The 12,784-nt window shown below is 67.9% G+C and carries 12 protein-coding genes; 2 read left to right on the plus strand and 10 right to left on the minus strand.

Going from position 1 to position 12,784, the window contains the following annotated elements; genetic code table 11:
- The 4 genes from ACSR87_RS17000 to ACSR87_RS17015 all read right to left on the minus strand — a co-directional run.
- The coding region (locus ACSR87_RS17000) for a DUF8027 family protein (protein ID WP_498531404.1) at positions 1 to 186 on the minus strand (186 nt) is incomplete at its 3' end.
- 78 nt (positions 187 to 264) lie between these two features.
- Positions 265 to 633 carry a cupin domain-containing protein gene (locus ACSR87_RS17005; RefSeq protein ID WP_498531405.1) on the minus strand — a complete coding sequence of 123 codons (369 nt, stop codon included), beginning with the start codon at positions 631 to 633 and terminating at the stop codon, positions 265 to 267.
- Between the two features lie 65 nt (positions 634 to 698).
- Positions 699 to 1,289, minus strand: coding sequence for an HD domain-containing protein (locus tag ACSR87_RS17010; RefSeq protein WP_498531406.1), 591 nt, complete (start codon positions 1,287 to 1,289; stop codon positions 699 to 701).
- Between the two features lie 3 nt (positions 1,290 to 1,292).
- Positions 1,293 to 2,018, minus strand: coding sequence for an EthD domain-containing protein (locus tag ACSR87_RS17015; protein ID WP_498531407.1), 726 nt, complete (start codon positions 2,016 to 2,018; stop codon positions 1,293 to 1,295).
- A 124-nt stretch (positions 2,019 to 2,142) separates the two neighbouring features.
- On the opposite strand from ACSR87_RS17015, the gene ACSR87_RS17020 reads away from it, so the two are divergent.
- Positions 2,143 to 3,393: a M24 family metallopeptidase gene (locus ACSR87_RS17020; protein ID WP_498531680.1), complete on the plus strand. Its 1,251-nt coding sequence runs from the start codon at positions 2,143 to 2,145 to the stop codon at positions 3,391 to 3,393.
- A gap of 221 nt (positions 3,394 to 3,614) precedes the next feature.
- On the opposite strand, the gene ACSR87_RS17025 is transcribed toward ACSR87_RS17020, so the two are convergent.
- The 6 genes from ACSR87_RS17025 to ACSR87_RS17050 form a co-directional block, all read right to left on the minus strand.
- On the minus strand, positions 3,615 to 5,222 hold the full coding sequence (locus ACSR87_RS17025; protein WP_498531408.1) for a hydantoinase B/oxoprolinase family protein: 1,608 nt from the start codon (positions 5,220 to 5,222) through the stop codon (positions 3,615 to 3,617).
- On the minus strand, positions 5,219 to 7,234 hold the full coding sequence (locus ACSR87_RS17030; RefSeq protein ID WP_498531409.1) for a hydantoinase/oxoprolinase family protein: 2,016 nt from the start codon (positions 7,232 to 7,234) through the stop codon (positions 5,219 to 5,221). The genes ACSR87_RS17025 and ACSR87_RS17030 overlap by 4 nt, the downstream gene beginning before the upstream one ends.
- Positions 7,234 to 8,451 (minus strand): Nramp family divalent metal transporter, encoded by a 1,218-nt coding sequence (locus ACSR87_RS17035; protein WP_498531410.1) that lies wholly within the window; start codon positions 8,449 to 8,451, stop codon positions 7,234 to 7,236. The genes ACSR87_RS17030 and ACSR87_RS17035 overlap by 1 nt, the downstream gene beginning before the upstream one ends.
- A 190-nt stretch (positions 8,452 to 8,641) precedes the next feature.
- Positions 8,642 to 9,187 carry a ribbon-helix-helix protein, CopG family gene (locus ACSR87_RS17040; protein ID WP_498531411.1) on the minus strand — a complete coding sequence of 182 codons (546 nt, stop codon included), beginning with the start codon at positions 9,185 to 9,187 and terminating at the stop codon, positions 8,642 to 8,644.
- Between the two features lie 103 nt (positions 9,188 to 9,290).
- Positions 9,291 to 10,394 carry a PAS domain-containing protein gene (locus ACSR87_RS17045; protein WP_498531412.1) on the minus strand — a complete coding sequence of 368 codons (1,104 nt, stop codon included), beginning with the start codon at positions 10,392 to 10,394 and terminating at the stop codon, positions 9,291 to 9,293.
- A 169-nt stretch (positions 10,395 to 10,563) separates the two neighbouring features.
- Positions 10,564 to 11,835 carry an ABC transporter substrate-binding protein gene (locus ACSR87_RS17050; RefSeq protein WP_498531413.1) on the minus strand — a complete coding sequence of 424 codons (1,272 nt, stop codon included), beginning with the start codon at positions 11,833 to 11,835 and terminating at the stop codon, positions 10,564 to 10,566.
- Positions 11,836 to 12,066: 231 nt separating this feature from the next.
- Here ACSR87_RS17050 and ACSR87_RS17055 point away from each other — a divergent pair, with 231 nt between their 5' ends.
- The gene (locus ACSR87_RS17055; RefSeq protein WP_498531414.1) at positions 12,067 to 12,765 is read left to right on the plus strand and encodes a DUF4129 domain-containing protein; all 699 of its coding nucleotides are present in this window, start codon (positions 12,067 to 12,069) and stop codon (positions 12,763 to 12,765) included.
- The last annotated feature ends 19 nt before the right edge of the window (positions 12,766 to 12,784 follow it).

The following is a 12,784-nucleotide window of genomic DNA, read 5'->3' on the forward strand; positions in this document are numbered from 1 at the left end:
ACTCTCGGTCTCGGGACCGTCCAGCAGGTCGCGGATATCGTCGGGCGACAGCAGGTCGACGAGGCTCTCGCCCGAGTCGTAGCGCTCGCGCTCGGCGGGCGTGAGATAGTCCGCGAGGTCGCGTTCTGTGAGCAGTTCCTCGAGTCTGTCGTCGAGGTCGTCCGGGTCGTAACCGGGAATGACCATATCACCGAATTGTCGCGAGCGCCCTTATAACACGGCACGCGTCGCGTTTCCGACGAGTTCGGAGGGCGAGCCGCCCGCTCACTCCGCGACGACGCCGTCGTCCTTCGCGTTCGGCGCGCCGACGAACACCTCGCCCGCCTCGACGCAGCGCAGTTGCCGAACCTCGTCGGGCGAGACGACCACGAAGTCGCCCGGTTCGAGGGCGAGGGCGTCGGTCTCCTCGCCGTCGTCGCCGGCGAAGGCGAGTTCGAACGCGCCGGAGAGGACGTGATACAGCTCTTCCTGTTCGCGCTGGTAGTGCATCGGTCCCGACCCGCCCGCGTCGAACGACCAGACCGACGGGCGCATCTTCCGCGGGCGAAGCTCGTAGCCGACGGCCTTGACTCGGGCGTCGGCGTTCTCCACGTCGTGCGGTTCGAGGTCAGCGAGGTTGACGTGTTCGTACATCGGCGCGAGCTACGAAGGGCGGGATAATAGCTGTGGTGACGGTTGCCGTGTGAACTACTGTCTCGCTACTGCGTCTGGGAGTACTCTTCGACCCACTCCTGTAAGCTGATTCCCATCGCGGCCTGCGTGATGGCGTTCGAGGACGCCGAGTTCGCGCTCTTGACGAGTTCGGCTTCGAGCGTCCGGGTCGGAATCTCACCGATGAAGTGGGGAATGGCGCGCTGGACCGCGAGCGGGCAGCCGACCTCGTGGGCGAGGGCGTAGCCCGAAAGCGAGTGCGGAATCTCCCCGCTGGCGTACTCCGGGTCGGGGTCGTCGAGCGCGTCGTCGTCCACGAAGTCGACGTACTCGTAGCACTTGCCCACGTCGTGGAGGAGGCAGGCCGCGCGGACCACGTCGAGGTCCGGGTCCGCGCCGTGGAAGTCCCGCTGTTCCTCGGCGGCGCGGACGGCGATGCGGGTCACGCCGCGGACGTGCTCGACGTTCGTCACCTCGTGGATGTTCCACGCGTAGGGGATATCTTCGATGTCGCGCCAACCGCCGCGGGCGAGACCGAGACACCACGCCTCGACGACTCGCTCGCGGAGGCCGGCGTCCTCGATGTCGGTGAGTTCGGGGAAGGCGGCCTCGACCTGCGCGCGGTAGTCGCGCGACATCGCTCAGCGGCCCCCGCTCGCGTCTTTCTGAACCGTCTCGCGGCCGACGAACCGCGGGCGGTCACCGATGGAGAGGAAGTTGTCAACGTCTTCGCGGGGCGCGTTCGCCTTCGGGTGGTCGGGGTCGTAGTCGCGCGAGGACTCGTGACCGAGGCCCGCCCGGAGCGCGTCGAGGCTCTCGAAGTAGAGTTCTGCGACGCCGTCGAACTCGGCGCGTTCGGGGTCGGTCGGGACGACGCGGGCGTACCGGACCACGCCGGGAATCTCGCGGGCGAGGGGGACGTGGGTGTTCGCCCAGTGGTCGAGGAACTCGTCGTGGCTCATCCCGTCTTTGCGGACGAGAAACGCCGAGTGCTTGTAGCACCCCGTCGTGTCGCCGCCGGTCTCGTCTTTCTCGACGACCTCCTCGCCGATGATTCGGGGGCGTCGCTCGACGTCGAGGAAGTTGTCCACGTCGGCTCTCGCTTCTCTCGCCGTCCCCTTCGCCGGGTCGTAGTCGCGCGAGCCCTCGCTGCCGAGCGCGTCGTGGAGCGCGCCGAGGTCGTCGAAGTAGAGTTCCGCGAGACCGTCGAACTCGGAGGCCTCGGGGTCGACGGGGAGGACCGTCTGGTAGCGGACGACGCCCTCGATGTCGCGGGCGATGGGCGTGTGGTTGTCCTGCCAGTACGTGACGAACTCGTCGTGACTCATCCCCGCCTTGCGGACAAGCAGGGCTACGTGCTTGTACATGCGTACACCTGCCGATTCACGTATGAGACAATAAATCATGAGGTGTGTTCGCAACGACCATCTACAACAAATTAATGTGATAGTCACGAGTGGTGGACGTATGCCTTTCCACGAGCGGGGGTTCATGAGCGGGACCCGCGGGACGATGGCCGTCGACTGGGAACAGCGCATCGACGTAAAGCGGATGCGCGAGGAGCGGAAGGACCGCGCCCTCTCGCGGATGCGCGAGGCGGGTCTCGGGAGTATGCTCCTCATCGACGACCCGAACATCCGGTACGTGACCGGGTTGGCGATGACCGGCGGGTCGGGCGCGGACCACTACTCGCTGCTTCTGGAAGACGGCACGGTCGTCCACTGGGACACCGCCGACCACGCGAGCAACCAGCGGTACAACTGCCCGTGGCTGACCGACGTTCGCTACGCCTGTCCCGGACTGGGGAACGTCCCGCGGGCGTCCGGCCGCGACTCGGCCCGGTCGTTCCTCCTCGACAAGATGGCCCAGACCGTCGTCGACGCCCTCGACGAGTACGGCCTCGCGAACGAGGCGATGGGCATCGACGCCGGCCACGCGGGGCTGCTCGACGCCTTCGAATCGAAGGGCATCGACGCCCGACCGGCCGAGTGCGCGGCGGTGATGGAGGACGCCCGAAAGACCAAGACCGAAGACGAAATCGAGTGTCTGCGGCAGGTCGCGGCCATCTGCGAGGCGGGCTTTCAGGCCATCGCGGAGAACGCGAAGCCGGGCGCGCGGGAGTCGGAGGTGTGGGGCGACGCCGTCCGCGAACTCTGGCGGCACGGCGCGATGGCGCAGGGCGGCTATCTCACGTCGGGGCCGAACACGTGGCCGAAGCACCAAGCGAACACGACGGACCGGCTGATTCGCCCCGGCGACCTCGTCTACGCCGACTTCTACAACGTCGGCTACCTCGGCTACCGGTCGTGTTACTACCGGACCTTCTCGATGGGCGAACCGACCGACGAGCAGCGCGACGCCTACGAGACGGCCCGCGACAACCTCTACGCCGTCCTCGACGAAATCGAGCCGGGGAAGACCACCGACGAAATCGCGGCGGCGTTCCCGGACATGGCGGGCGAACACGCCGACTGGTACGGCGCGGACGACCACTGGCAGCTGACGACCAACCACTGGGCCCACGGCCTCGGCCTCCAACTGTACGAGGTGCCGCTCATCTGGCGCGGCCTCTCGCCGGACCACCCCATCGAAATCGAGGCGGGGATGACGATGGCCGTCGAGACCCAAGAGCCGGCGGGGAGACAGGGCGTCCGCGTCGAGGAGATGGTCGTCGTCCGCGACGACGGCGTCGAACTGCTCAGCCAGTGGCCCGTCGAGGAGATAACGACTATCGAGTACTGATTTCTGACACGATGAAGGAACAGCTCACAAATTTTGAAAATTGTGGAATTTGTCTCCTGCATTCGTCTGAACACAGTTTCAACAGACTTCAGCTCGTCAGGAGAGATTACGGCTCGGTATATCGAACGAGTAGTCAGTAGTGTGGAATACCTATAACGGCTGGGCGCGGCGGGTGAGGATTCCCTGTGTCCCCGAACCAGCGCCCAGCAGACCGACCGACGCTACTCCGCCTTGCCGTCCTCGCGGTCCCGGCGGCGTGCGTCGGCGTCGCGCTCGGCGGGGTCGCCGTAGCCGCCGCCGCCCGGCGTCCGAACCGTGACGGTCGTGCCGGCGGGCACGTCGCGGGTCGTCTTCGACGGGACCGCCTCGCCGTCGACGAGGTTCTGTCCGGTCGCTCCGTCCTCGCCGCCGGCGATGCCGCGGGGGGCGACCCGCCGGCGCTCGGTGAGAAGCGAGACGGTCGCGTCCGCCTCGACCGTGACCGACCGGACGATACCGAGGCCGCCGCGGAACTCGCCGCGGCCGCCGCTTCCCTCGCGGAGGCCGTACGCCTCGACGAAAAGCGGGTACTCGGCCTCCAGCGCCTCGACCGGCGTGTTGAGCGTGTTTGTCATCCCGACCTGCACGCCGTCCATGCCGTCGCCGCCGGCGCGGCCGCCGAAGCCGCCGCCGATGGTCTCGTAGTAGGTGAAACCGTCCGACCCGCCGGCGCGACTGCCGATGGTCAGGTTGTTCATCGTCCCCTGTCCCTGCGCGGGGACGCGCTCGGGGGCCGCGTCGGCGAGCGCCGAGAAGACCACGTCGGTCACGCGCTGGCTCGTCTCGACGTTGCCGCCGACGACCGCCGCGGGGGCGTCGGGATTGAGAAGCGACCCCTCGGGGACCTCGACCGAGATGGGGTCGTAACAGCCCTGGTTCGGCGGTATTTCGGGGTCGGTGACGCAACGAACGACGAAGTACACCGCGCTTTTCGCGACCGCGAGCGGGGCGTTGACGTTGCCGGCGACCTGGTCGGCCGTGCCCGCGAAGTCGAACGCGACGGCGTCGCCGTCGACCGTCGCGGTCACCTCGATGGGGATGTCCTCGTCGGTCACGCCGTCGCCTTCGAGCACGTCGCTGGCGCGGTACTCGCCGTCGGGCAGGTCGCGCAGTTCCGCGGTGACGCGGTTCCGGGAGTAGTCCATCACGGCGTCGAACGCCGCGAGAACGCGGTCGCGGCCGTGTTCCGAGACGAGGTCGGCCAGTCGCTCCTCGGCTCGCTCGTTCGCCGCGATTTGCGCGCGGATGTCGGCGCGGCGCTCGCCGGGGTTGCGGACGTTGGCCAAGAGGAGCGACAACACGTCGTCGTTGGTCTCGCCGCCGGCGACGAGTCTGACCGGGGGGAGTCTGAGCCCCTCCTGATAGATTTCGCGTGCGCCGGCGGGCATGCTGCCGGGCGTCATTCCGCCCACGTCGGCGTGGTGCGCCCGCGAGACGGCGTAGCCGAGCACCTCGCCGTCGACCGAAAGCGGCGACACCATCGTCACGTCGGGGAGGTGCGTCCCGCCCTCGAAGGGGTCGTTGAGGACGAACACGTCGCCGGGTTCCGGGTCGTAGTTGAGGACCGTGTCCACGGCCTCGGGCATCGCGCCGAGGTGGACCGGGATGTGTTCGGCCTGCGCGACGAGGCGGCCGTCGGCGTCGAACAGCGCCGTCGAGCAGTCGCGGCGCTCCTTGATGTTCGGCGAGTACGACGAGGTGATGAGCACCTGTCCCATCTCCTCGGCGACGCTCTCTAACTGGTTGCGCATGATTTCGAGCGTCACGGGGTCGACCTCGCGGTCGCTCATTCGCCGTCACCCCCGCTGGTGAGGACGAGCGTCCCGTCGGCCCCGACCGTCCCGCCCCACGCCGGCGGCACGACGACGGTGCTCTCGTGCTGTTCGAGGATGGCCGGCCCCTCGACGGTCGCCCCCGCGCCGAGGCCGTCGCGGTCGTAGACGGGCGTCTCGCGGAACGCGCCGTCGAAGAAGGCCTCGCGGGTGTCCTTGCGGGCGTCGCCGCCGCCGCGGTAGGTCACGTCGAGGGAGTCGCGTTCGACCACGGCGGTCGCCCGGACGTTGACGAGTTCGACCGGGTCGTCGAGGCGGTAGCCGTAGGCGCTCTCGTGAGCCTCGTGGAACCGCGCTTCGACCGCCTCGGCGTCGAACGCCTCGCCGACGGGGACGGTCAGTTCGAAGCTCTGCCCGACGTACCGGAGGTCGGCGGCGCGCCGGACCGCCGCGTCGTCGGGGTCGGTCACGTCGTCGAGCGTGTCGGCTTCGAGGTCGGCGTAGGCGGCGTCGACCGCCTCCGCGTCGAGGCCGGAAAGGGGTCGGCGGAGCGTCCGCACCGAGTCGTGTTTCTGGTCGGCCGCGAGCAGGCCGTACGCCGAGAGGACGCCGCAGGCCCGCGGAACCACCACGGTCTCGATGTCGAGGCTCTCGGCGAGGGCGGCGGCGTGCATCGGGCCGGCACCGCCGAAGGCGACGAGGCCGAACTGCCGCGGGTCGTGGCCGCGCTCGACCGTCACGGCGCGAATCGCCCGCGTCATGTTGGCGTTGGCGACGCGGTAGACGCCGCGAGCGGCCGCGAGCGCGTCGTCCAGTCCGGCGTCGGCGGCGAGGCCGGAGAGCGCGTCGCGGGCGGCGTCCACGTCGAGCGAGAGTTCGCCGCCGAGGGCGGAACTGCCGCCGATGTAGCCGAGGACGACGTTCGCGTCGGTCACGGTCGGGTCGGTGCCGCCGCGTCCGTAGCAGGCCGGGCCGGGGTTCGCGCCCGACGAGCGCGGCCCGACCCGAAGCGCGTCGCCCGAGTCGACCCACGCGATAGAGCCGCCGCCCGCGCCGACGGTGTTCACGTCAACCATCGGCGTCTTGATGGGCCGGCCGTTGATTTCGGCGTCGGTGGTCCGCTCGACCTCGCCGTCGCGGACGAGGCTCACGTCGCTGGAGGTGCCGCCCATGTCGAAAGTGACGAGGCCGGCGAGGTCGTCGCCGGAGCCTGTTGCAGTCTCCGCCGCGCCGACGACGCCCGCGGCCGGCCCGGACATCGTGGTCGTCACGGCGTGTTCGCGCACGGTCGAGGCCGGGGCGATGCCGCCGTTAGCCTGCATGATTTCGGGAACCGGGACGCCGAGGTCGGCCGCGCGGGATTCGAGGCGGCCGAGGTAGCTGTCGATGGCCGGCGTCACGTAGGCGTCGACCGCGGTGGTCGAGGTACGCTCGAACTCGCGGAACTCGGCGAGCACCTCGTGGGAGGCGGAGACCGGCGCGTCGAGTTCCTCGCGGAGCACGTCGGCGACGACGCGCTCGTTTTCGGGGTGCTGGTAGGCGTGCAGGAGCGAGACGGCGACGCTCTCCGCGCCGCAGTCGCGGATGTCGTCGGCCAGCGCCCGGACCTCCGACTCGTCGACTTCGGTCTGGACGCCTTCGACGGTCGCCCGCTCCGTCACCTCGAACCGGCGGCGGCGCGGGACGAGCGGGTCGGGCTTGTCGGCGGTCACGTCGTAGAGGTCGGGGCGTGCCTGTCGGCCGATTTCGAGCACGTCGCGGAACCCCTCGGTGGTGACGAGCGCGGTCTTCGCGCCGTCGTCTTCGAGGAGCGCGTTGACCGAGACGGTCATCGCGTGGGTGAACGAGTCGATGTCGGCCGGGTCCACGCCGGCGTCGTCGCAGGCCTTCTCGATGCCGTGCACGACGCCGACGCTCTGGTCGTCCGTGCTCGGGACCTTCGCGGTGACGAGGCGGCCTTCGGGAGTCAACAGCGCCACGTCGGTGAAGGTGCCGCCGACGTCGACGCCGATGCGGGTTGCTGCGTCCATCAGAACACCCCCATATCGGTCGCGACCGTATAGAGCGTTCGGAGGCCGAGCCAGACGACGACGAGCGTCACCAGCCCGCCGACGACGTTCTGGAGCGTGGAGTTGGCGTACGACCCGAGGATGTCGCGGTCGTTCATCACGTAGATGAGGAAGACGGCGACGATGGGCAGGAGGACGCCGTTGGCGACCTGCGCGAAGACGATGGCTTGCACGGGGCTGTATCCGACCGCGGAGAAGACGATACCGACGAGCAGAATCGAGCCCCAGACGGCGCGGAATTTCGTGGACTTGAGGTCGGTGTCCCAGCCGAGCGCCCCCGCAGTCGCGTACGCGCCGGCCAGCGGGGCGGTCGTCGCGCTGGTGAAGCCCGCGGCGAACAGCCCGATGCCGAAGAACACCTTCGCCTGCGTACCGACGAGGGGTTCGAGCTGTTCGGCCATCGTGCTCACGTTCTGGATGTTCGTCCCGACGGGGAACGCCGCCGCGGCGGTGACGAGAATCGAGATGGTGATGAAGCCGCCGAGGACGATAGACAGAATCGTGTCGGCCCGCGACTCGTTCAACTCCTCGGGGCCGGCCCACCGCTCTTGGACGCTCCCGGCGTGGAGAAAGAGGTTGTAGCCGACGACGGTCGTTCCGATGAGGCCGGTGATGAGGAACGCCGAACCCTCCGGGACGCTCGGGACGAATCCGCGGGCGAGCGCGCCGAGGTCGGGGCCGATGAGGATGGCGTCGATGAGGAAGGAGACGGCCATGATGGAGACGAGGCCGACCAGCGCTTTCTCGATGAGTTTGTACTTGCCGGACCACAGGAGGACGCCGGCGACGAGACCCATCGCGGGCCCCCAGAGGTTGGCGCTGATGCCGGTCAGCCCCTCCAGTCCGGCCGCGCCGCCGAGGATGTTTCCGGTCTCGTAGGCGGCCGTGCCGACGCCGATGGCGCTCACGACGAGGGCGATGCTCAGTCCCGACAGCGCGGGGCTGTCGAACTGCCCCCGGAGCGCCTCCCCGAGGCCCTCGCGGGAGACGAGGCCGAGTCGGGCGCTCATCTCCTGCAGCACGATAGTGGCGACTATCGAGAAGGCAATCGTCCAGACGAGCGCGTAGCCGAATCGCGCGCCCGTCACGCTCGCGGTCGTGACCGTTCCGGGACCGATGAACGCAGCGGCGACCATCGCGCCCGGACCGATAGATTTCAGACGTTCGATTAAGTTCATGGTTCTACCTGTGAGGTGGATTGACGTATCAAACTCTGGTTGATAAATCCCGGTTGAGAACGCCGAGTACGGCGCGAAGAGCGCGTATGAAGGAGTATGAACGAGTATGAAGCTAGCGGCGGGCGTGGACCGATAACCGAGTCCGGAAACCAGCGTCCGAGTCGGGCCGGGTCCGCGCCGGACGTGCCCCTCACCGGACCTCGGTGAGAAGCACCTTCGAGACGCCCTCTTCGACCTCGATATCGAACGGGGACTGCTCGGTGCTGAGCGCGATGAACCGCGACATAAACCACTTGACAGACTCGGTGGGAAAGACGACGTGGAAGGTGTCGCCCTCGGAGGCGCGGACCGTGAGAAAGCCGCAGAACGACAGCCAGTCGAGGAGTTCAGCCAGCGACTCGAACCGGTCGCGATACTCGTGGGCGTGGAACGCCGCGACCCGGTCGACGGCGTCGAGAAACTCGGGGGCAGGCTCGCCGTCGTCGCCCTCCACGTAGTCGAGAAAGGTGTGCAGGAAGTCCACGTCGAGAAGGACGTGCTCGCCGCTCGACAGCATCCGGTGGTAGGCTTCGAGGTTCGGCCCGGCGTCGGTCGTCGCCGCCTCGAAGTTGGCCGCGTAGAAGACGAGCGCCTCGCGGACGAGTTCGCTTTGAGCCTTGTCGGTCCGACCGGCGAGTCCGTCGAGCGCCGACTGAGCGTCCTCGTCGAGCGACACCGTGACGCGATTCGTGACCATGCGTGTCTAACTCTCGGTGGGGTTCTTAAGGGTGTGTAGACGACCGCCGCGAGTCGCGAACGCGTGACGAACGGCAGCCGGCCACTTACAATGTGTGAAAATTTTAGAAATTGAGACGATGGCGACGGGTCAGTCGTCGCTCCGCTGTCGCTGGGCGGACGGTCTCGCGGTCGTCGCGGTCCGCCGCGAGAAGTTGCGTCTCGAAGGTGAGTCGGTCGGTCTCCGCGCCGTCGCCGAGCGACGCCCGCAGCGACTCGTAGGTCTCGTAGTCCGCGTCGGAGAGGTACGACGGGAGGTGCGAGCCGAGGACGCGGTCGCGGTCGTGGCCGACGAGGTCGACGAACGCGTCGTTGACGTACTCGAAGCGGTCGTCGGCGTCGAGGGAGTAAACCGGGTCGCCCGCGGCGCGGATGACGTGCTCGTCGCGCGCGAGTTCGTCCCGGCGGGCCTGCTCGCCGGAGATGTCCCGGAGGATGCCGACCGAGCCGCGGAACGTCTCGCCCTCGTAGGGGAGATAGCCCATGTGGTCGCGGCACGGGACTACCTCGCCGTCGGCGGTCCGGAGTTCGATTTCGAACTGGGTCGTGTCCGGGCCGCTCGACGAGAGAATTCCCCCGAGTTCGTCGGCCGCCAGCCGCACGTCCGCGTCGTCTTTCACGAGCTCCGGGCCGCTCCCGAGAATCTCGTCGACGGCGTAGCCCGAGAGGTCCGCGAAGGCGTCGTTCACGTAGGTGAAGCGGCCGCGCTCGTCGACGACGTACACCGGGTAGCCGAGCGCTTCGAGAACGGTTTCGTAGCGCTCCGCCCGGCGGGTCGCCCGGTGTTCGGAGACGCTGTTTTCGATGCGGTTGACGAGCAGTTCGTACTGCTCGGAGGAGGGCTGTTTCTGGAGGTAGTCGGTGACGCCCGCGGAGATGGTGTCGCTCGCGACTTCCTCGCTCCCCTTGCCGGTAAAGAGGATGAAGGGAAGCGAACCGTGGTCCTCGCGAACCGTTTCGAGGAGTTCGACCCCGGTCATCGCCGGCATGTCGTAGTCGCTGACCACGCAGTCGATATCGGAATCACGAACGATATCGAGCGCGACACTCGGGTCCGAGCACGTCGTCACCTCGAACGAAGAGAGCTTTCGAAGGTACGTCTCTCCGAGGTCCAAGAGCGCCGCATCGTCGTCGACGTAGACGATATGAGGGAATTCCGAGGTCGTCATCAGTAGGTACCGAAGAGTAACTCTCGCGGTGGCACATAAGTTCGACCGCTACGATTAGGGACCGGAGAAAACACGGGGCGGTTTCGAATCTAATAACGAGAATGACGGCGCGACGGAGGCGACCGAGTTGGACGCGACCGAGTCCGACCGGGTCTCGCTCGGCCGCCCGTCAGAACTCGCCGGCGACGATGTCGGCGACGCGCTCGCGGTCGAACAGCCGTTCAGCCTCGGGAATCTCGGGGTACGACTCGCCGTCGCCGTAGCCGGGCCACGCGCCGAACCGCTCGGGGAAGAGCTGTTTGGCGGTCATCTCCAACTGGAACAGGTTCATAATCGGGCCCTGCATCCCGTTTCCGGACGGGTAGTACCGGCCGTCGCGGAACGCGGGCACCTCGTCCGCGAGGGGGTTCGAAAGCACCTCTTCGCGGTTCGAGCGGAAGGAGTCTCCGAGCGCGGTCCCCCAGTACCGGAGGACCACGTCGGGCGCAGTCTCGACCATCGCCTCGTAATCGTACGAACCGTCCGACCCGGTCTGGGCGTCCGTCGCCGCAAACGCGTTCTGCATCCCGAACGGGCGGAGGTGCGCCCAGAGGTAGCCGTCCCCCGTGAAGTCGTACGGCCAGAACGTCCCGCCGGTGTCAGCGACGACCGCGAGCGACGGGCGCTCGGACGCCGGTGGGAGGTCGGCCCGTATCCGGGCGACGAGGTCGTCCCGGAGGGACTTGAACGCCCGGTAGCGCTCTTCCTCTCGGAACACCGCCGCGATGTGGCCGAGGTACTCCCAGAGCGTGTAGTGCTCGTAGCGGTCGCGGCAGGGTTCCGGCGGGTCGGCGTTCGTCCGGCTGTAATAGTTGCCGAACCACGGACCCACGTCGGCCGCGATTGACGCCACCTCGTCTTCGGTCCAGTCGAACGAGGGACTCCGAAGCAGACACGGGTCGAGGAAGTGCACGTCGCTGTCCAGTTCGTAAAACAGCTCTCTGTCGAGGGCGTTCGGGTTCGACGCCGGCGTAACGCGGCCGAGCGCTTCCCACTCGAACTCCACGCCGTCGAGCGCGTCGTAGTAGTAGTCGACAGTGTTGCCGAACAGTTCCTTGTCGTAACCGATGCCGGTGATAGCGTCGCCGTGGCCGAAGGCGACCGCCGCGTCGGCCGAGACCGGGTAGTAGGTCAGAGCGCGTTCCGGCACGGCGTCGAACTCGACCTCACCGACCGGGGCCATCGACACCGAGTACGACCCGTCGCTCGTCTCAGTGTCCGGCGTCTCAGTCGCTTCTTCGGTATCCGTCTCAGTCGTCGAGACGGCGTCAGAAGTGGTGGTCGTCGCGTCGGAACCCCCGCCCGCACAACCCGCGAGGAGTCCCCCGCCGAGGACTGTCCCGCCGAATTTCACGTAGTCCCGGCGAGTCGGCCCGGACCGACAGTCATCGTTGTCTGCCATATTTTTAGGGCAGCCTAAAGAAATAAAACTGCTTCGTTTTAGGCACGCCTAAATACTTCGCTCGCGAGCGAGGAGTCGTGGATATTTTAACAATGAGTTGAGACGTATTGAGCGTGTTCCCCGTTACGGATTCCCTCCCCTGCGTCTCGACGAACAGTATCGAGCGGTTCCTCGCGGCCTTCCCCGTCGGACGCGTCGCGAGGCGGTGACAATCGGACGCGTCTGCACACCATGCGAACCTCACACGTCTTCGCTCTCGCTGTCACCGTGTTCGCGCTCGCCACGCTTGGACTCGCTGCCGGGTCGCTCGACGCCGCGCAGCCGGACGAACCGACCGTCTCGGATTCGGCCGACGAGTCGATACCGCTTCGCGAGCAGTCGGGGGCGAGCGAGCAATCCGACCGTCCGAACCGACCCGCAGTCGGCCAGCTGGTGCTCCCGGAAGACGGCGTACTCGACAGTTTCGGAGCGCAGTCGTCGCCGGACGGCGGACTGCGCTCGCGCCTCGCCGTCGGGGTCGCAGTCGTCGTCGGTGCGGTGATGCTCGTCTTCCGCCGACTCACCGACGACGACTCACGAGCGCCCGAGACGACGAAAGAGCGGGGCGGCGCTGACCGCAAACCGTCGGACCGGCGCGCGCCGGACCCGTCCGGATGGGGCGGCCCGCCGGCGAACGGCGTCTCCCACGCGTGGTTTACGATGGTGTCCGCGCTCGGCTCGGCGGCCACCCCGCGACAGACGCCGGCCGAACTCGCCCGGACAGCGGTCGATGCCGGCCTGCCCGCGGGCACGGTCGAATCGCTCACCGAGCTGTTCCGCACAGTTCGGTACGGCGGAAAGCGGCCGACCGACGAGCGCGAGCGACGGGCCGAAGACGCGCTCGACGCGCTGCGGCGAGACGAGAACTGGCCGAACGGGCGCGAGCCGTGAGCCGCACTCGCCGCGGACT

Source organism: Haloferax sp. SDI50, assembly GCF_059802635.1.

What these genes read in the sequence shown, in the direction of transcription:
- ACSR87_RS17015 (WP_498531407.1), bottom strand. Translation starts at nt 2,018, where the DNA reads ATGTACAAGCACGTAGCCCTGCTTGTCCGCAAGGCGGGGATGAGTCAC.
- ACSR87_RS17020 (WP_498531680.1), top strand. Translation starts at nt 2,143, where the DNA reads ATGAGCGGGACCCGCGGGACGATGGCCGTCGACTGGGAACAGCGCATC.
- ACSR87_RS17005 (WP_498531405.1), bottom strand. Translation starts at nt 633, where the DNA reads ATGTACGAACACGTCAACCTCGCTGACCTCGAACCGCACGACGTGGAG.
- ACSR87_RS17050 (WP_498531413.1), bottom strand. Translation starts at nt 11,835, where the DNA reads ATGGCAGACAACGATGACTGTCGGTCCGGGCCGACTCGCCGGGACTAC.
- ACSR87_RS17010 (WP_498531406.1), bottom strand. Translation starts at nt 1,289, where the DNA reads ATGTCGCGCGACTACCGCGCGCAGGTCGAGGCCGCCTTCCCCGAACTC.
- ACSR87_RS17030 (WP_498531409.1), bottom strand. Translation starts at nt 7,234, where the DNA reads ATGGACGCAGCAACCCGCATCGGCGTCGACGTCGGCGGCACCTTCACC.
- ACSR87_RS17040 (WP_498531411.1), bottom strand. Translation starts at nt 9,187, where the DNA reads ATGGTCACGAATCGCGTCACGGTGTCGCTCGACGAGGACGCTCAGTCG.
- ACSR87_RS17025 (WP_498531408.1), bottom strand. Translation starts at nt 5,222, where the DNA reads ATGAGCGACCGCGAGGTCGACCCCGTGACGCTCGAAATCATGCGCAAC.
- ACSR87_RS17035 (WP_498531410.1), bottom strand. Translation starts at nt 8,451, where the DNA reads ATGAACTTAATCGAACGTCTGAAATCTATCGGTCCGGGCGCGATGGTC.
- ACSR87_RS17055 (WP_498531414.1), top strand. Translation starts at nt 12,067, where the DNA reads ATGCGAACCTCACACGTCTTCGCTCTCGCTGTCACCGTGTTCGCGCTC.
- ACSR87_RS17045 (WP_498531412.1), bottom strand. Translation starts at nt 10,394, where the DNA reads ATGACGACCTCGGAATTCCCTCATATCGTCTACGTCGACGACGATGCG.